This is a genomic window from Actinophytocola sp. KF-1 (assembly GCF_054661535.1).
Window position 1 is genome coordinate 425,358 of record NZ_BAAFVK010000007.1, and the last position, 17,303, is coordinate 442,660.

The window sequence follows — 17,303 nt, forward strand, 5'->3', positions numbered from 1 at the left end:
AACACTGCGCCAGTACTCACCCGGCCGGGCCGCCCGGGAGCATCGATCGTTCGTGCACGCGCTCACCGAAAGATGACAATTCCTGGCCATACCACGAGTTTGTTTCCCCATTTGACACCGGCGGCGGTATACCCACTGAATATCAATGCGTAAAGTCGTTGTTCCGTCTGGGGTGAGGAGGAACCGGGTCATGGCACGACCATGGGAAGCAGACCCGCACGCATCGTTCAAAAGACGCATCGGCAAGTCGGCGCTCGAACTCGGCAGCACCAGCGACAACCCGACCTGCCCGGACATCTGGGAACTGGACAACGGTGACGTCGCCGTCATCGGCCGGGACCTCACGTCCGCGTACTCGGGCCGGATGCCCCGCGACGTGACCGTCGGGCACGACGAGCGCCTGGTGGTGATTCCGGGCGTCATGCTCCGGGCCGCGAAGACGGACATTCCCGATGCCTGAGGCACCACGGCGATTCGCGGGTGACCGGTTGTCGCTCGACGAGTACCTGGCGGACTACCACGCGCGCTTCTGGCGCACCGGGCCGAGCGGGTGCTGGAAGCTGGAGCGCAGGCAGACGTTCCGCGAACCGGGCAACGCGAGCTGGGCGGCGTCGGCCCGCGGCGACTGGGACCATGCGATCGAACTGCTCCACCAGGCGCGGGACAACGTGCGGGAATATCAACGGAAAATACTCGATCACGGTTTCGAGTTCCGTCGACTTCGGATCGTCGAAAAGCCCTACAGCCCCTATCTCATCTGGGAGCTGAACTCGATCCTCATTCGACACGAGTACGGCGAACGAATCCGGGTGCTGCCCGCGGCGGAGCTGTCCGCCCTGGAAAGCGGCGGGGTGCTCCCGGAGATTCTCGTGCTCGGCAGGGAGGTCGTCTACGAGGTCCTCTACGACGACAGCGGCACCGCGACCGGGGCGGTGCGCGCCACCCGGCCGGACACGGTCCGCTCGTGGGCCGAGTTCGTCCGGGGGCTCTTCGGCCGAGGGGAGAACCTGGCGGAGTTCTTCGCGCGCGAGATCGCCGGTCTGCGCCCCGCACACGCGTGACGCGGACATGACCGACCGTCCGGAGCACACTCTCCACAACGACCTGTCCGGCGCGGCCCGCGAGGTGGTCCAGGCCGGACAGGTCAGTGGCGGCGTGCATTTCCACGGTCCCGCCGACACCGCCACCGGTCCGCCCCGCCAGCTCCCGGCGGACGTGCGGGGGTTCGTCAACCGGGCCCCCGACCTGGAGCGGCTCGACCTGCTCCTGTCCGAGGAGCACGCGAACGCCACCGCGGTGTGCGTGATCGCGGGCACGGCGGGGGTCGGGAAGACCTCGCTGGCGGTCCACTGGGCGCACCGGGTGGCGGGCGCGTTCCCGGACGGGCAGTTGTACGTCAACCTGCGCGGCTACGACCCGGGCCCGCCGGTGACCGCGGCCGAGGCGCTGGAACGGTTCCTCCGCGCGCTGGGCGCGCGGGCGGAGGAGATCCCGCGGGACGTCGAGTCGCGGGCGGCCCTGTACCGGTCGCGCCTCGCGGGCCGCAGGGTGCTGGTCGTCCTGGACAACGCCGCGACGACCAGCCAGGTTCGGCAGCTGATGCCCGGTGTCCCGGGGTGTCTCGTGCTGGTGACCACCCGCGGCAGGCTGTCCGGACTGGTGGCACGCGACGGGGCCGACCCCTTGCCGCTGACGCTGCTGTCCGAGGACGACGCCGTCGAGCTGCTGAGCACCATCACGTCCCGCCACCGCACCGGCGACGACCTCCGCGACCTGCGTGAGCTTGCGAAACTGTGCGCCCGGCTGCCACTCGCGCTGCGCATCGCGGCCGAACGGGCCATCAGCAGGCCATGGACGTCCATGGGTGAGCTCGTCGCGGACCTGCGGGACGAGTCCGGTCTCTGGGACGCGCTGACCGCGGAGGACGACGACGAGTCCGACGCGGTCCGCACGGTGTTCGCGTGGTCCTACCGCGCGCTGCCACCCGAGGCGGGCCGGTTGTTCCGCTTCCTCGGTCTGCACCCGGGCCCGGACTTCTGCACGGCGGCCGCCGCCGCGATCGGCGCCCTGCCCACGGCGACCACGCGCCGCCTGCTGGACACGCTCGTCGGCGCGCACCTGCTCGAGCAGCTCGACCCCGACCGGTTCCAGTTCCACGACCTGCTGCGGTTGTACGCGCTCGACCAGGCACGCGCGGAGGAGCCGTCCGCGAGCTACCTGGACGCGGTGCGGCGGGTCGTGCTCTGGTACCTCCACTCGCTGCGCCACGCGCTGGCCTTCCTCGCCCCGGAGGCCGCGGACCTCGACGTTCCCGGCCCCGCCGACGGGGTGCGGCACGAGGACTACCCTGCCGCGCACGCCTGGTTCTCCCGCGAGCAGCGGAACCTCCGGACGGCGGTGGGCTTCGCCGGTGACCTGGGGATCCACGACCTCACCTGGCTGCTGGCCGCGTCGCTCTACCCGGTGTACGCGAACCGGAACCAGGTGGACCACTGGCTGGCGACGAGCGAGGTGGGCCTGACCGCCGCCCGGCAGCTGGGCGACGAACGGGCCGAGGCGGTGCTGCTGGAGAGCCTCGGCAAGGCGCATGCCCAGGCCGTGCACCTGGACGAGGCCATCCGGTACCAGACGGGCGCGCTGGAGGTCCACACCCGGACCGGCGACCTCGTCGGCCGGATCACCTCGACGAACGCCATCGGCCTGGTCCACCTGCGTGCGCACGACCTGCGGGACGCGCTGACCAGGTTCGGCGAGACCGCCCGGCTGGCCGAGGAGCTCGACAGCCACCACTGGCGCGCCGTGGCGATGAACAACACCGCGAACGTCCACCTGGAGCTGGAGAGGTTCGACGAGGCCCACGGACTGCTCGTGGCCGCGCTCGACATCTACCGGCGGCTGGGGCAGACCGGCTTCGAGGGTGACGCGCTGCGCGGCCTCAGCCACGCCCACCGCGGTCTCGGCAGGCCGGCGGCGGCGCGGGCACGCATCGAGGAGGCGCTGGACCTGGCGCGCGGCCATTCGAACGTGGCGTGGGAGGCGCACTGGCTGGTCGAACACGGCCGCGTGCTGATCGAGCTGAACGACCTGCCGGGTGCCCTGGTGTCCCTCCAGCACGCGGCCGTGCTGCACCGGCGGCTGGGCGATCGCAGCCGGGAGGCGTGGGCGCACGACGGGACGGGCACCGTCTACCGGCTCATGGACCGCCCGGACGACGCCGCCGACTTCCACCGCCTCGCCGTGACGGTCTTCCGCGACACCGGGGAACGCTGGCCGCTCGCCCTCGCGCTCGACCACCTCGCGCGGGCCGCCCCGGCAGAGGCGGAACGGCATTGGCGGGAGTCAGCCGCCCTGCTCACCGCCTTCCCGGACCCGCACGCGGTCCGGCTGCTGCGGGAGATCAGGACGAGGCTCGACTAGCGAACGCGGCCCACGCCGCGCGCCCGAACACCAGGTGGCCCGCCGCCACGTTCTTGGAGTCCCGCACCCCGACAGCGGCGTCGACGAACGCCACCTCGACACAGTTGTCGCCGCCACCGCCGCCACCGCTCCGACTGCTCTTGCGCCAGACCGCACCAGACTCCACCGTGGACACCAAATCGCCCCTCCGGACTACAGTTCGCCAGCCAGCCGCTCGATGAGCGCCACGGATTCCATCGGACTCAGCGCTTCAGACCGCAGCTGGTCGAACTTGAGTCTAGCCTGCGACACCTCGTCGGGTTTCTCGATGTGAATCGCCCCCAGCACATAGGCCACGTAGAGGAGACTCGGGTCGCCCTCCGGGAAACTGAGGATCGTGTAGGCACCATCCGCTCCGGGGTGGCTTCCTGCCGCGTCGGGCAGGACCTGGATGCTGACCGTCGGCAGCTCCGCGCTCTCGGCCAGGCGGCGGAGCTGACCGCGCATGACGTCGACTCCTCCGACCCTCTTGCGCAGAGCCGCCTCGTCGATGATCGCCACCAGCTCCAGAGGGAACTCCTCGTCGAGGAGGCGCCGCTGGCGGAACAGGCGGATCTTCACCTCAGCTTCGACCCGATCCGCCGGAAGCCGGTGGGCGGCGAACTGCGCTCGCATGTAGGGCTCGGTCTGCAACAAGCCGGGGATGTTGATGATGGCGAGTTCGCGCAGGGTCGAGGCGTCGGTCTCCATGCTGATGTAGCCACGCTCGTCGGTCCCGTACTTGGTCCACCAGCCCGGGCGGTTGGCCTCGCGGACGAGGTCGAGCAGCTCGGGGTCGTAGATGTCGTAGAAGTCCATCATCGAGCGGGCCAGGTGGACGTCCGCCCGTGACTGGCCCGTCTCGATGCGACCCAGCGAGCTGCGGGTCTTGTCCAGCAGCCGCGCGGCTTCCTCCAGGGTCAGGCCCGCCTGCTCCCGCATCTGCCGCAGCCGCCGCGCCAGGCGTCGCCGCCGGAACGTGGGCGTCACCCCGGTTACCTCCCGTGCTCGAACGATCACAGCATGATCGCAGCCGGGAGTGCTCAGGTGGGAATCCCAGTCAGGAGGCCGTCCGTGCGTAGCTGTCGGCGAGGCCGAAGACTTTCTGCCCGTAGGGCACGGAGTTGTTGTACGAGAAGACCGCGGCCCACCAGTCCTTCGGGGTGGCGAGGTCGCGGCCGCCCGCGCACAGGTACCGGCCCGCGGCGAGGGCGGCGTCGTCGATCTGCTGCGGATCGCCGATGCCGTCGAGGTTGGCGTCGGCCGTCCAGCGCTGCCACGTCGACGGGATGAACTGCATCGGGCCGACCGCGCGGTCGTGGGTGGGGTCGCCGTCGTAGCGGCCGCCGTCGGTGTCGGCGATGGCCTGCACGCCGGCCGACCCGTCGAGGGGGACGCCGATGATGGCTTTAGAGGGGCGGCCGTCGTCGTTCAACCGCGCGCCGCCGTAGCGGCCGTGGTTCGACTCGACGCGGCCGATGCCCGCGAGCGTCGCCCAGGAGAGGTGACAACCAGGGAGTTCGGACCTGAGGACGAGTTCGGCGTTACCGTACGCCATGAGCGCCCTGGCCGGCACGTCGATGGCCCCGGCCACGCGGCCTGCCCAGGTCTTGAGGGGGTCCTCGCCTACCGCGCCCGCCTGGGGCTGCGGTGGGGCCACCGCACCGGGTCGCACATCGGCGACGGGAACGGACGCGGCCGGGACCTCGATGGGGCTCTGCTCCGGTTCCGTCGCCGCCTTGTACAGCCACACGCCGCCACCGGCAACCGCGATGACCAGCAGGACCAGGCCGGCGCGGAGGAGCACGCCTCGGATGTCAGGTAGCTGGCCGTCGGTCACACCAGGTCAACGACGGCCGTGCCACAACGTTACGAAGATCAGGCCGACCGGCGCTCGTTGGCGCGCTGCAGCCGGTTCACGCACCAGGCCGGGGCGCTGCCGCGGCGGAGGTGGTCGAGGACGGTGAGGGGACCGAGCCTGCGCTTGAGGTCGGAGGGGGCGAGACCGGCGGCGCGGTAGTCGAGCGCGCGCTGGTCGAGCGGGCTGATGCCGGCGTCCCACCACTCCTTGGCCTCGGCGAGGCCACCGACCATCTGCCACCAGCCCGCGGCGGCGGAGATCAGCTCGGCGGGCACGTCCGGCAGCCGCTCGCGCATGGCGGCGAAGAACCTCGGGTCCGTCGCCTCGACGGCGGCCCAGGGGTTGCTGCCACCGCGTGCGCGCTGGCCGGGGATCCCCTGCGGCTGGACCGGCACTTCCGCGAGCCACTCCGACGCGATGCGGTTGATCTCGTCCGACTCGGCGGCCTTCGAGTGGTCCTCAGTCCACTGCCGCACCAGGTCATCCACACCGGGATCGTCGAGCATCCTGCCTCCTTCGAGAACTGCGGACTGCCCCGCGGACTGCGTTTGGGGGATCGCTTCGCGTGCTTTCGCGAAGTCGATGCGGGAACCGTAAAGGCCACCACCGACAATTCGCCAGACCTGATCTCGACGAAAGCCCGCCAACAGGGCGTTCGGACCCCGAATCCACCCGTACGGTCCAATGTGGCGCGTAGTTCGAGGGAAGACAATCACGTTCCGTGATCCAGCCGGACCCGAGACGCGGCGAAGCGCCGCCGACGGCCTTGCCGGGCGGCGCTCCGTGGTGCTACAGGTCAGGCGAACAGGTTCTTCATGAACGTGATGATGGCCTCGGCGCCGTCGCGGAGCCAGCCGAGGATGCCCTGGACGGCCTCCGCCGCCTGCGAGGGCTGGGTGATCACGTAGAACAGGATCAGCGCCACGGCCACGAGCATCATGGCCTTCTTCGCGTTCATCAGACTCTCCGTCCGCCTACTACCCCGTCGGTCGCCCGTGGTTCAACCATCCCACGCGGTTGGACCCGCGTTCATGCAGATGGCTGAGCACCAGCTTACGGTGCGTACACCGTCGCGCACAGCGTCTTCATCCAACCCAGCGAGGAGGCATACCCATGGTGGAGTCGGTACGGGTCGAGAAGGCAGGCCCGGTCACGACGGTCCTCATCAACCGCCCGTCCGCGCGCAACGCGGTGGACGGCCCGACAGCAGCGGCGTTGGCGGAGGCGTTCCGGTCGTTCGACGCGGACCCGGACGCGTCGGTGGCCGTGCTGGGCGGCGTCGGCGAGGCGTTCTGCGCGGGCGCCGACCTCAAGTCGGTGGGTACCGACCGGGGGAATCAGCTCACCCCTGTGGCTGACGGTGACGGCCCCATGGGCCCCACCAGGATGGTCCTGTCGAAGCCCGTCATCGCGGCGGTGCAGGGCCACGCCGTCGCGGGCGGGCTGGAGCTGGCCCTGTGGTGCGACCTGCGCGTGGCCGACACGACGGCCGTGTTCGGGGTGTTCTGCAGGCGGTGGGGCGTGCCCCTGATCGACGGCGGCACCGTGCGGCTGCCCAGGTTGATCGGCCAGAGCCGGGCCATGGACATGATCCTGACTGGCCGGCCCGTGCCCGCGGACGAGGCCCTGGCCATGGGACTGGCGAACCGGGTCGTGGCGGCGGGGACGGCCCTGGCCGAGGCGCAGGACCTGGCGGCCCGGTTGGCGGAGTTCCCGCAGGTGTGCATGCGATCCGACCGGGCGTCAGTCCTGGCGCAGTGGGAGTCCCCGTCGCCACTGGCGACGGAGTTCTCGTACGGCGAACGCGCGCTCGCGGAGGGGCTGGAAGGGGCGGCCCGGTTCGCGGCCGGCGCTGGACGGCATGGGGCGTTCTGACTGTCGTCGCTCGTGACTGTCGCGTGGTCGGTGGTGCCACGCGCCGGTCGCGGCCGGTGCTGCCGGTGGTGCACCCCGCTGCGCGGGGCCCGGCGGGCACTGCCCGCAACGCGGGCCAAGCGGGCACCGCCCGCAACGCGGGCCAAGCGGGCACCGCCCGCAACGCGGGCCAAGCGGGCACCGCCCGCAACGCGGGCCAAGCGGGCACCGCCCGCAACGCGGGCCAAACAGGCACCGCCCGCAACGCGGGCCAAACAGGCACCGCGCGCTCCACGGGCCCGGCAACGCGAGCCCGGCAGGCACCGCCCGCAACGCAACCGCCCGCTCCGCAGGCCAAGCAGGCACCGCCCGCAACGCAACCGCCCGCAACGCGGGCCAACCAGGCACCGCCCGCAACGCGGGCCAACCAGGCACCGCGCGCTCCGCGGGCCCGGCAACGCGAGCCCGGCAGGCACCGCCCGCAGCCCACCTCTCCCCCCATGAAAGGCGCGTTCAGGACACCCGCACTGCCCAGAAAGGCCCGTTCATGTCACTGGGCGACATGACCACGCCTTCAGGACAACCCCCAAGCACCACCCAACCCGCCAACCCCCAACCACAGGACTCAGCGCCGAGCGGTCATCACCTGTCGCACGGCTTCGCTGGGTACGACGCGTAACGCCACCGCCCGTTCGGCGCACACCGACTGCGCGTGCCGGACGGCGGCGGACACCGCCTGGTCGCAGAACGACACCGTGCTGAGGTCGAGGGTCAGCACGTCCAGCTCCGCCAGGTCCGCCTCCTCGAAGAACTCGGTCACCGAGCGGGTCAGCTCGGGCAACGTCGTCGTGTCGAGGGTGCCGGTGACGCAGATCCCTGTCCTGCAGTCGACGGAGATGGTCACCGGCCGGGGCCCTGTGTAGGTCATGACGCGGAGACTATGTCGACACACCCCGTTCACACATCCGGGTGGACCCTGAGATTTACGCAACCACTCCATTTGTGCGCAATCGGTCAATCTCGGCGGATGCGTACCCCAGTTCGGTGAGCACGTCCGTGGTCGATGACCTGGGCTCTACCGGGGCTTTTGGCGTCTCCGGCGCGGTGCGGGAGAACTTCGGCGCCGGGGCGGGCTGCGTGTGGCCCTCCAGCGAGACGAAAGTCTCACGCGCCACGTTGTGGGGGTGCGCCGCCGCCTCGGTGGTGTCGAGGACCGGGGTCAGGCAGGCGTCCGTACCGTCAGCCAGCGCGGTCCACTCGTCACGGGTCTTCGTCCTGATGCGTGCGGCCAGCACCTCCCGGACGGCCGCCCACCGGTCGGGGTTCAGGCGGTCCGCCACCGACTCCGGGTCGATCTCCAGGACCTTCAGCAGGTCACCCCAGAACCGCTCCTCGATGGCGCCCACCGCCACGTACTTGCCGTCCGACGTCTCGTACGTGTCGTAGAACGGGGCGCCGCCGTCGAGCATGTTCCTGCCGCGGCCCCGGCTCCACATGCCGATGTTCCGCAGGCCGTGCAGCCCCGCGGTGAGCAGCGCGGAACCCTCGACCATCGCGGCGTCCACCACCTGGCCGCGGCCCGACACGGAACGTTCCACCAGGGCGGCGAGCACGCCCATCGCCAGCAGCATGCCGCCGCCGCCGAAGTCGGCCAGCAAGTTGAGCGGGGGGACCGGACGCTCACCTTCGCGGCCGATCGGTTCCAGGGCGCCCGCCAGGCCGATGTAGTTGATGTCGTGCCCGGCCGCCTGCGCCAGCGGGCCGTCCTGGCCCCAGCCGGTGATCCGGCCGTAGACCAGCCTCGGGTTGCGGGCCAGACAATCGTCCGGGCCCAGGCCCAGCCGTTCCGTCACACCCGGCCGGAAGCCCTCGATCAGCACGTCCGCGTCCTCGATCAGCCGCAGCACGATGTCGCGGCCCTCCGGGTTCTTCGTGTCGACGCCGATCCAGCGCCGCGAGCGCGACAGCGGGTCGTGCGGGAAGGTCAGCACGTCGAAGCCCGGCTTGGCGCGGTCGACCCGGACGACGTCCGCGCCCAGGTCGGCCAGCACCGTCGTCGCGAACGGGGCCGGTGCGAGACCGGCCAGTTCGACGACCTTCAGTCCGTTGAGCGGTCCCACGGCAGCCCCTTACAGCGAGCGGGAGATGATTTCCTTCATGATCTCGTTGGTGCCGCCGAAGATCCGCTGCACGCGCGCGGACGTCCAGGCCCGCGAGATCGGGTACTCGGTCATGTAGCCGTAGCCGCCGAACAGCTGCAGGCACTCGTCGGCGACCCGGGACAGCCGGTCGGTGGTCCACCACTTGACCATCGCCGCGCCGGTGACGTCGAGCTCGCCCTTCAGGTGCCGCTCGATGCACTGGTCGAGGTACGCCTTCGCCACGGCCACCTCGGTCGCCGCCTCGGCCAGCTTGAACCGGGTGTTCTGGAACTTGAAGATCTCGCGGCCGAACGCGGTGCGCTCCTTGGTGTACCGGATGGTCTGCTCGACCGCGCTCTCCATGGCCGCCACCGCGCCCACCGCGATGATCAGGCGTTCCTGCGGCAGCTGCTGCATGAGGTGGATGAAACCGAGCCCTTCCTGGCCGCCGAGCAGGTTCTCCACGGGCACGCGCACGTCGTCGAAGAACAGCTCGGAGGTGTCCTGGCCGTGCATGCCGACCTTGTCGAGCACCCGGCCGCGCCGGAAGCCCTCGGCGCCCTCGGTCTCCAGCACCAGCAGGGACACGCCCTTGGCGGCCTCGTTCGGGTCGGTCTTCGCGACCACGACGATCAGCCCGGCCTGTGCGCCGTTGGTGATGAACGTCTTGGCGCCGTTGAGCACGTAGTGGTCGCCGTCGCGGATCGCCTTCGTCTTGACGTTCTGCAGGTCGGAGCCGGTGCCGGGCTCGGTCATCGCGATCGCGGAGACCAGCTCGCCGGACGCCAGCTTCGGCAGCCACCGCTTCTTCTGGTCCTCGGTGCCGCACGAGTTGATGTAGTGGGCGACGATCCCGGAGTGCACCGAGTTGCCCCAGGAGTCGTCACCGGCCTTGGCCTGCTCCTCGAGCAGGATCGCCTCGTGGGCGAACGTGCCGCCACCGCCGCCGTACTCCTCCGGGATCGACAGGCACAGCAGGCCCACCTCCCCCGCCTTGTTCCACAGCTCGCGGTCGACCTGCTTCTGCTCACCCCAGCGCTCGATGTTGGGGGCCAGCTCCTTCTGGCAGAACGACTGCGCGAGCTCGCGGAACGCGTCGAGATCGGGGTCCAACCAGGAGGAACGCTGGGTGAGCGGCATGAGGACTCCAAAAACAATCCGGATGGCATGTAAAGTCTGGCTCGAATGTACCTGCGTGCAGACATGCACGTAAAGCGGAGGAGCACCATGGCCACCCCGACCGCCCGCAAGCACCGGACGCAGGCCGAACGCAGCGAGCGCACGCGTGAGCTGCTGCTCGACGCGACCGTCGAGTGCCTGGTCGAGCTGGGGTACGCGCACACCACCGTGCAGGAGATCTGCCAGCGGGCCGGCCTGTCGCGCGGCGCCCAGCAGCACCACTTCACGACCAAGGCCGAGCTGATGACGAGCGCGCTGGAGCACCTGTTCGCGCGCCTGTCGGCACAGATACTGAACGCCACCGCCGAGCTCCCGCCCGGGCCGGAACGCATCGAGGTCGGCATCGACCAGCTGTGGGCCGCCTACTCCGGGACGCTGTCGACCGCGGCCGTCGAGCTGTGGGTCGCCGCCCGCACCGATCCCGAGCTGCGCAAGAGCCTGCTGCCGGTGGACCGCGCGCTCGGGCACGCGACGCTGCGGTTCTACCGGCAGATCGTCGGCCCGGACGTCGACGAGCAGCGGGCCGAGACGCTGCTCCTGCTGACCGTGAACCTGATCCGCGGCCTGGCGCTGGACGCCATGATCGGCGGCGACCCGGCCCGGCGGACAGCGCTGCTCACCGAGTGGAAAGCGCTGGTGCTGGCGCAGTTCGCCGCACACTGACCGCACATCCCGGCACGTGCGGAGCGTGACGTGCGGTAGACACATGGTCATGGGGCTGCGCAAGAACCTGACCGTGGCGTCGTTCTGCTTCGTGGCGATCCTGCTGGCCGGTGCGCCCGCCACCGTGCTGCTCGGCCGGGGCACGCCGCCGTCCTGGACACCGGCGCTGGTCGTGGCCGCGATCGCCGTCGTCGGTTACGCGCTCTGCCACGCGCTGCGGCGGCGGGCGTCCCGGCGCTACCTCGCCAGGGCCGAGCGCACCGGCAGGTTCACCGGCTCGGCCACGTACGCGTACACGCTGGTCGCGTGGCTGCTGCTCGTCGTCGCGGGCGGGCTGGTGATGGGCACGTACTTCGCGCACCAGCCCGTCGAGGAGGGCTCCTACCGCGACGGGCTCGCCGACTACCCCGTGCCGGTGCTGGTCCTGTTCGCCGGGCTCATGGTGCTCGCCGGGGCCGGGTACAGCTCGCGGGTGTTCCGGCGCCGGTACGAGGTGCCGTGGCTGCAGGCCCGCGGGATCGCGGTGGCACAGCCGGCGGTGGAGCGGCTCAAGCCGAAGGAAGCCGCCGTGATGTGGCTGAAGGGCGCCGCGATCGACGGACTGCTGTTCCTGAGCGGGCTGCTGCCGACGTTGGCGGCCGGCGCCGAGCCGGCCGAGGACGAGCTGGTGCTCGGCGTGCTCAGCGTCGTCGGCGGGCCCGGCATCGTCAGCTTCGTCCTGCTGCTGGTGATGCTGTTCTCGTGGCCGACCCGGCGCGCGGCCTTCGACGCGCTGCGGCAGCCGTCGTCGCTCGTCGCCATCGGGCTCGTGGTGGTGGGCATGCTCGCCGGCGACACGGCCGCGGGCGGGATCCTCGCGGTCGCCGGGGTGCTGCTCGGGTCGATCACCTGCATGAACATCCAGAACCGCGGCAGTCAGCCGTGGCTGGGGTTCATCTACCTCGCGGGCAACTTCGTGATCGGCTACCTCGCCGCGCCGGACGGCGGCGCCGCGCTGCCCGACGGCGTGCTCGGGTGGGCGATCGTGGTCGTCGCCGCCGGGTACGCGAGCTACGAGGCGTACCGGCACTGGCAGCACTGGCCGCTGCTGGCACAGCCCGCGTGGCGGCCGGTGGAAGGCGGGTGAGCGGCCCGGCCCTCGCTCGGGCCGCTCACCTCGCTGACAGAGAAGAGGGCAACGAACGCGAAACGTGACGTTTGCACCCGCAACTGTTTGCGCTCAGTCCGCGTTCTGCCACGGCACGTCGCTGAGGAACCAGTCCACGACCTCCCCGGCCGCGATGCGTGCCTCGTCCCGCCACGGCCCGACCGAGTCCAGCTCGTCGACCGGTACCCAGCAGGTCTCGTCGTAGCGGTACATGTTCGGGCGGGGCTCGCCCTCGTCGAAGGTGACCTCGGCGGGGAACTGGCAGCGCCACACCCGCAGCGCCGCGTCGACGCTGTTGCTCTGCGCGTCCCGCCAGCTCATCAGCACCCGGTCGCCCAGGATCTGGTCGACGGGGCTCAGCGAGACGCCGAACTCGGTGGTGAACAGGTCCTGCAGCGTGCCGCGCTCGTCGCCGGCCAGCTCGTCGCCGGGCAGCTCCCAGAACCCGGACATCGACGGCGGCTGCGACCTGCGCGCCACGAACAGCCGGAAGTCACGGACGATGGCGGCGCCGAGCACGATGGTGGTCTCGGTCATGGGCCAAGTAGTTCAGGTCGCGGGGCGGCCGGGCAGTGGGCCGCGGGAGACCGTTCGGGCGACGAACGCGTCACATTGGGGCACTGGCATCATTCGCGTGTGACTCAGCCCGCATACCCGCCGTACCAGCAGCCCATGAGGCCCATGATGGGCGCCCCCGTGCCGCCGAAGCCGTCGAGAGGCGGTGTCACGACACTGGTGGCCGGCCTGCTGGCGCTGGTCGTGGCCGGCCTGGCGGTCGGCGGTTCGTTCGGTGTCATCTGGTCCTACCGCAACGAACGCGACGCGGGCGGCGGTGAGGGGGTCACCTTCTCCCAGGAGGCCTCGTGGTGGGGACACACCACACGCACCACGTCGGTGACCGAGCAGGACCTGTTCGGCGGCGTCACGCTGGTGCTGGCCGCGGCGCTGCTCGTGATCGGTGCGGTGTTCGCGTTCGTGGCGTCGCGCAGCAGGCGTGCCGGCGCGGTGTCCGGCACGCGGTCGCTGATCTCGGCGGGTGTCGGTGTGCTCGCCGGTGTGATCCTGTTCCAGCTGGCGAACGTGCTGACGAGCATGTCGGTGTACAACGACCAGGAGCTGGACGCGGGCGAGTCACTCGAGTACTCCGCCGACCTCGGGTTGTGGCTGCCGCTCGGCGGTCTCGTCCTCGGGTTGGTCGCGGTCGTGCTGGCGCACGTCGGGCAGCGGGCCCGCGTGGAGCCGAACACCCCGCGGATGGGGTTCCCCGCGCCGTACGGGTACCGGCCGCAGCACATGCCGGTCGCGGAGCGGCCAACGGACGTACAGCCCGAGGGCGACGACGCCACGACCACGCAGCGGGTCAGCGGCGCGACGGCCAGCGGCACGTTCGCCCCGGTCACGCCGCCCGGCCAGGCCCCGGTCGCCGCCCCCGCCCCGCTCACCCCGGCGACGACGTCGGTCCCCGCCACGGGCCCGCAGCCGGTCGAGCAGGAGAAGCCCACGGTCGCGGAACCCCCGGCCGCGCAGCCCGCGAGCGAACCCGCCGCCGCGAAGCCCGCCGGCGCGGAGTCCCCGGCCGAACCCGCTCCCCCGGCGGCCGAGGCCGAGCCCCCGGCCGCCACACCACCCGCCGCGCCCGCGCCCACCACCCCGCCCGCGCCCGCCGCCGAACCGGCGGCCACGCCGCCCGCCACGCCGTCGGCCACCCCCGCGCCGCCTGCCCCGCCCGGCTCGGCGGCGCCCGGCGAGCGGAGCGCGCTGCCCGACTTCCCGGCGGCTCCCCCGGCCCCGGACGACGACAAGACCGGAAAGTAACGAACCAGCCGGTCACGGTATCGCGCACGATCGGGCAGCGGTGCCCAAATGCCCTGTCCTGAGCACGGACGGTGGGGGATGATCCTGGGCGTGATCAGCCCGGCGGGCGCGCGGCGTGTACCCGCCTCGCTCCTACTGCTCACCCTCGTCCTGTTCGGGGTGGCCGGCTGGTGCGTCTGGTCGAGGGCCACCTCGCCAACGGACGGCGCCACCGTCAGCCCCTCGGTCAGTGCTGTCCACATCGGGCACATCATCGTGTCCGATGTGGAGCCGGGGAGCGGGCTGCGGCGGGGCGACGAGATCCTCGCGATCGACGGGCGGCGGCTCGCCGAGCGCACCGCCCACCTGCCCGGCGGGCCGCCCGTGCACGCCGGGGACACGCTGACCTACCTGGTGGACCGCGCCGGGGAGACGTTGCCGGTGCACGTCACGCTGCACCACTTCCCCATCCTGCGCGCCATCAGCGACTGGTGGCCCATGCTGCTGGTCGCCGCGCTGCTGGTCGCCACGAGCGTGACCGTGTTCTGGGCCCGGCCGAGGGACCCGGCCGCGCACGCCACGCTGCTGACCTCGGCGATCGGGATCGTCGCGATCATCGGGGCCGGGTTCTTCCCGTTGATGGCGGTCGACCTCGTCGCCGGGGACCAGTTCTGGCGCCACTTCACCGGGCAGGTGGCGTTCGCGCTGCTGTGGGGCGCGACGCTGCACTTCGCGATCGCCTTCCCCACCTCGACGGTCAGCCGCGGGCAGCGGTGGCTGATCGCGGCCGGGTACGCCGGGCCGCTGGTGCTGTTCGCGTTCGTGTGGCTGCTGGCGCTGGTGGTGCTCGGGTCGCCGCTCGAACGGATCCACGTGCTCGTGGTGCCGGTGCTGCCCGCCCTGTTCACCTACCCGCCGCTGATCGTGACCGTGCTGGTCCGCAAGTACGCGGGCAAGCGCGGCGAACCGACACGCAGGCCGATCCTGTGGCTGCTGGTGGCGCTGGCGGGCAGCGTGATCGCGTACTTCGCGATCTGGGTGGTGCCGGTGCTCGCGACGGGCAGGCCGGTGGTGCCGTACGAGATGCAGGCGCTGCCGTTCATGGCCGTCCCGATCGCGATGGCGGCGGCCGTGCTGCGGTACCGGGCGCTGAACATCGAGGTCGCGGTCAGCCGCATGGTCGTCTACGGCGCCCTGACGATCGGCGCCGTCGGCGTGTACGTCGGGGTGATCTCCGCGTGGAGCGCGGTGTTCGGGCCGGTCACCAACGTGTGGTGGCAGGCCGTCGTGGTGGCCGCGATCGCCGTGCTGTCCCAGCCGTTGCGCAGGCGGCTGCAGGGGCTGATCAACCGGCGGCTCTACGGCGAGCGGGACGACCCGTACCGCGTGGTGTCGGCGCTCGCGTCACGGCTGGAGAACACGCCGACCGCGGCGACGATGCTGCCGGAGATCGTCGAGACGGTGTCGGCGGCGCTGCGGCTGCCGTACATGGCGATCGAGATCCAGGCGCGTGGCCGCAGCGAGACCGCGGCGAGCGTCGGCACGCCGACCGGGGAGCTGTACCGGATGCCGCTGACGTTCCACGGCGAACGGGTCGGCAACCTGGTCGTGGGCAGGCGGTCGTCGCAGCGGGAGCTGACGCGGCCGGACCGGATCGCGCTCGCGGAGGTCGCGCGGCACGCGGGCGCTGCCGTGTACACCGCCCGCCTCACCCGCGACCTGCGCCGGTCCCGTGACCGGCTCGTGCGGGCGCGGGAGATGGAGCGGCGGCGGATCCTGCACGAGCTGCACGACGGGGTCGGGCCGACGCTGGCGGCGGTCGCGCTGGGGCTGGACGTGAGCAGGCGGACCGTCGGGGACACGACGCCGACCGGTGAGCTGCTCGGCCGGTTGCGGGACGAGCTGCAGGCCGCGATCGTGGAGATCCGCAGGCTCGCGCACGGACTGCGGCCGCCGGTGCTGGACCGGATCGGGCTGATCCCGGCGATCCGCGAGTACGCGGGCGCGCTCGCGAGCCGCAGCGCCGGCGGCGACTCGTCGGTGGACGGGGTGACGATCGTGCTCGAGGTGCCGTCGGCCATGCCGAAGCTCCCGGCTCCCGTCGACGTCGCGGCGTACCGGATCATCTGTGAGGCGCTGACGAACGTGACCCGGCACGCGGCGGCCAGCTCGTGCGCGGTGCGGCTGTGGGTGGACGACGACCTGCACATCGAGGTCGTCGACGACGGGGTCGGGCTGCCCGCGGTGACGAACGGCGGCGTCGGCCTGTCGTCGATGCGGGAACGGGCGACGGAGCTGGGTGGTGAGTGTCTGGTGGAAGCGGAATCCGACGGCGGGACACGGGTCTTCGCGACGCTTCCCCTGCCGAAGGAGGGCGGTTGATGGAGCCGACACCGGAACCGAGGCTGCGGGTGCTGGTGGTCGACGACCATCCCCTGTTCCGGTTCGGGCTGTGCACGGTGCTGGCGGCGGAGCCGTCGCTGGACGTGGTCGGCGAGGCCGCGAACGGGCGGGACGCCGTGTCGGCGGCGCGGACGTTCACCCCCGACGTGGTGGTGATGGACCTGCACCTGCCGGACATCGACGGCATCGAGGCGACCCGGCAGATCGTCGGCGAGCGGCCGGGCACCGGCGTGATGGTGCTGACCATGTTCAACGACACGGAGTCGGTGTTCGCGGCCATGCGCGCGGGGGCGCGCGGGTACCTGCTGAAGGGGTCCGGTCAGGAGGAGATCGTGCGCGCGGTGCACGCGGTCGGCCGCGGCGAGGCGATCTTCGGCCCGGACATCGCGACCCGCGTCCTGGGGTTCTTCAACAGTGGCCCGGTCGCGCCGGCGGACACCGTGTTCCCGGAGCTGACGTCCCGCGAGCGGGAGGTGCTCGCCCTGATCGCCGACGGCGAGAGCAACTCGACCATCGCCCGCCGCCTGTCCCTGTCCCCCAAAACGGTCCGCAACCACGTGTCGAGCATCTTCACCAAACTCCACGTGGCAGACCGAGCCCAGGCCATAGTCCGCGCCCGCAAAGCAGGCCTGGGCGACAACAACACCCCAAACTAACCCCCACCCCCGCCCTCAAACCCCGGCGAGTCACGCTCTCAAACACCGCGAGTCGCGCTCTCACGCATACCGAGTTCCGTTTTCGTGCAGATCTTGGTCCCCAAGATCTGCACGAAACTGACAACTCGGTGTGTTGGAGAGCGCGACTCGCGATGTTCTGGAGCGGGACT

18 protein-coding genes are annotated in these 17,303 nt (G+C 71.4%); 9 read left to right on the forward strand and 9 right to left on the reverse strand.

Translation table 11 applies throughout. From position 1 onward, the window contains the following. Positions 1–190 precede the first annotated feature (190 nt). From ACYQ77_RS23565 to ACYQ77_RS23575, 3 genes are read left to right on the forward strand one after another with little or no spacing between them, the layout of a single operon-like run. Entirely contained in the window at positions 191–460 is a 270-nt protein-coding gene (locus tag ACYQ77_RS23565) for a hypothetical protein (protein ID WP_459714788.1), read from the forward strand. Next, positions 453–1,061: a DUF6879 family protein gene (locus ACYQ77_RS23570; RefSeq protein ID WP_459714790.1), complete on the forward strand. Its 609-nt coding sequence runs from the start codon at positions 453–455 to the stop codon at positions 1,059–1,061. Before ACYQ77_RS23565 ends, ACYQ77_RS23570 begins: the two co-directional genes overlap by 8 nt. 7 nt (positions 1,062–1,068) lie before the next feature. Then, entirely contained in the window at positions 1,069–3,417 is a 2,349-nt protein-coding gene (locus ACYQ77_RS23575) for an ATP-binding protein (RefSeq protein WP_459714792.1), read from the forward strand. Here the strand turns inward: ACYQ77_RS23575 and ACYQ77_RS23580 are convergent. The 5 genes from ACYQ77_RS23580 to ACYQ77_RS23600 all read right to left on the reverse strand — a co-directional run bounded on the left by ACYQ77_RS23580 (position 3,398) and on the right by ACYQ77_RS23600 (position 6,254). Continuing rightward, on the reverse strand, positions 3,398–3,583 hold the full coding sequence (locus ACYQ77_RS23580; protein ID WP_459714794.1) for a DUF397 domain-containing protein: 186 nt from the start codon (positions 3,581–3,583) through the stop codon (positions 3,398–3,400). The two genes, ACYQ77_RS23575 and ACYQ77_RS23580, sit on opposite strands and share 20 nt — an antisense overlap. Before the next feature lie 26 nt (positions 3,584–3,609). Then, positions 3,610–4,425, reverse strand: coding sequence for a helix-turn-helix domain-containing protein (locus tag ACYQ77_RS23585; protein ID WP_459714796.1), 816 nt, complete (start codon positions 4,423–4,425; stop codon positions 3,610–3,612). Between the two features lie 70 nt (positions 4,426–4,495). Then, positions 4,496–5,242 carry a lytic transglycosylase domain-containing protein gene (locus tag ACYQ77_RS23590; RefSeq protein ID WP_459714798.1) on the reverse strand — a complete coding sequence of 249 codons (747 nt, stop codon included), beginning with the start codon at positions 5,240–5,242 and terminating at the stop codon, positions 4,496–4,498. Positions 5,243–5,313: 71 nt separating this feature from the next. After that, the gene (locus ACYQ77_RS23595) at positions 5,314–5,802 is read right to left on the reverse strand and encodes a helix-turn-helix transcriptional regulator (protein ID WP_459714800.1); all 489 of its coding nucleotides are present in this window, start codon (positions 5,800–5,802) and stop codon (positions 5,314–5,316) included. A 290-nt stretch (positions 5,803–6,092) separates the two neighbouring features. Then, positions 6,093–6,254, reverse strand: a complete 162-nt coding sequence (locus ACYQ77_RS23600) for a hypothetical protein (RefSeq protein ID WP_459714802.1) — start codon at positions 6,252–6,254, stop codon at positions 6,093–6,095. A 155-nt stretch (positions 6,255–6,409) separates the two neighbouring features. Here ACYQ77_RS23600 and ACYQ77_RS23605 point away from each other — a divergent pair, with 155 nt between their 5' ends. After that, on the forward strand, positions 6,410–7,171 hold the full coding sequence (locus ACYQ77_RS23605; protein WP_459714804.1) for a crotonase/enoyl-CoA hydratase family protein: 762 nt from the start codon (positions 6,410–6,412) through the stop codon (positions 7,169–7,171). Between the two features lie 604 nt (positions 7,172–7,775). On the opposite strand, the gene ACYQ77_RS23610 is transcribed toward ACYQ77_RS23605, so the two are convergent. Genes ACYQ77_RS23610 through ACYQ77_RS23620 form a run of 3 tightly spaced genes read right to left on the reverse strand, consistent with a single transcriptional unit; the run spans position 7,776 to position 10,431 of the window. Beyond that, a complete protein-coding gene (locus ACYQ77_RS23610; protein WP_459714806.1) occupies positions 7,776–8,078 on the reverse strand; it encodes an STAS domain-containing protein in 303 nt (100 codons plus the stop codon). A gap of 55 nt (positions 8,079–8,133) precedes the next feature. Further along, on the reverse strand, positions 8,134–9,270 hold the full coding sequence (locus tag ACYQ77_RS23615) for a CaiB/BaiF CoA transferase family protein (RefSeq protein WP_459714808.1): 1,137 nt from the start codon (positions 9,268–9,270) through the stop codon (positions 8,134–8,136). Positions 9,271–9,279: 9 nt separating this feature from the next. Continuing rightward, a complete protein-coding gene (locus ACYQ77_RS23620; RefSeq protein WP_459714810.1) occupies positions 9,280–10,431 on the reverse strand; it encodes an acyl-CoA dehydrogenase family protein in 1,152 nt (383 codons plus the stop codon). Positions 10,432–10,518: 87 nt separating this feature from the next. On the opposite strand from ACYQ77_RS23620, the gene ACYQ77_RS23625 reads away from it, so the two are divergent. Together ACYQ77_RS23625 and ACYQ77_RS23630 are read left to right on the forward strand one after the other, a co-directional pair. Beyond that, positions 10,519–11,133: a TetR/AcrR family transcriptional regulator gene (locus tag ACYQ77_RS23625; protein WP_459714812.1), complete on the forward strand. Its 615-nt coding sequence runs from the start codon at positions 10,519–10,521 to the stop codon at positions 11,131–11,133. A 49-nt stretch (positions 11,134–11,182) separates the two neighbouring features. Beyond that, positions 11,183–12,259 (forward strand): hypothetical protein, encoded by a 1,077-nt coding sequence (locus ACYQ77_RS23630; RefSeq protein ID WP_459714814.1) that lies wholly within the window; start codon positions 11,183–11,185, stop codon positions 12,257–12,259. A gap of 93 nt (positions 12,260–12,352) precedes the next feature. Here ACYQ77_RS23630 and ACYQ77_RS23635 read toward each other — a convergent pair whose 3' ends face one another. Then, positions 12,353–12,817: an NUDIX hydrolase gene (locus ACYQ77_RS23635; RefSeq protein WP_459714816.1), complete on the reverse strand. Its 465-nt coding sequence runs from the start codon at positions 12,815–12,817 to the stop codon at positions 12,353–12,355. A 99-nt stretch (positions 12,818–12,916) separates the two neighbouring features. Between ACYQ77_RS23635 and ACYQ77_RS23640 the strand changes: the two genes are divergently transcribed. The 3 genes from ACYQ77_RS23640 (at position 12,917) to ACYQ77_RS23650 (ending at position 17,133) form a co-directional block, all read left to right on the forward strand. Then, on the forward strand, positions 12,917–14,095 hold the full coding sequence (locus tag ACYQ77_RS23640; RefSeq protein WP_459714817.1) for a DUF308 domain-containing protein: 1,179 nt from the start codon (positions 12,917–12,919) through the stop codon (positions 14,093–14,095). 78 nt (positions 14,096–14,173) lie between these two features. Continuing rightward, entirely contained in the window at positions 14,174–16,456 is a 2,283-nt protein-coding gene (locus tag ACYQ77_RS23645; RefSeq protein ID WP_459714819.1) for a sensor histidine kinase, read from the forward strand. Then, positions 16,456–17,133 (forward strand): response regulator, encoded by a 678-nt coding sequence (locus ACYQ77_RS23650; RefSeq protein ID WP_459714821.1) that lies wholly within the window; start codon positions 16,456–16,458, stop codon positions 17,131–17,133. Before ACYQ77_RS23645 ends, ACYQ77_RS23650 begins: the two co-directional genes overlap by 1 nt. The last annotated feature ends 170 nt before the right edge of the window (positions 17,134–17,303 follow it).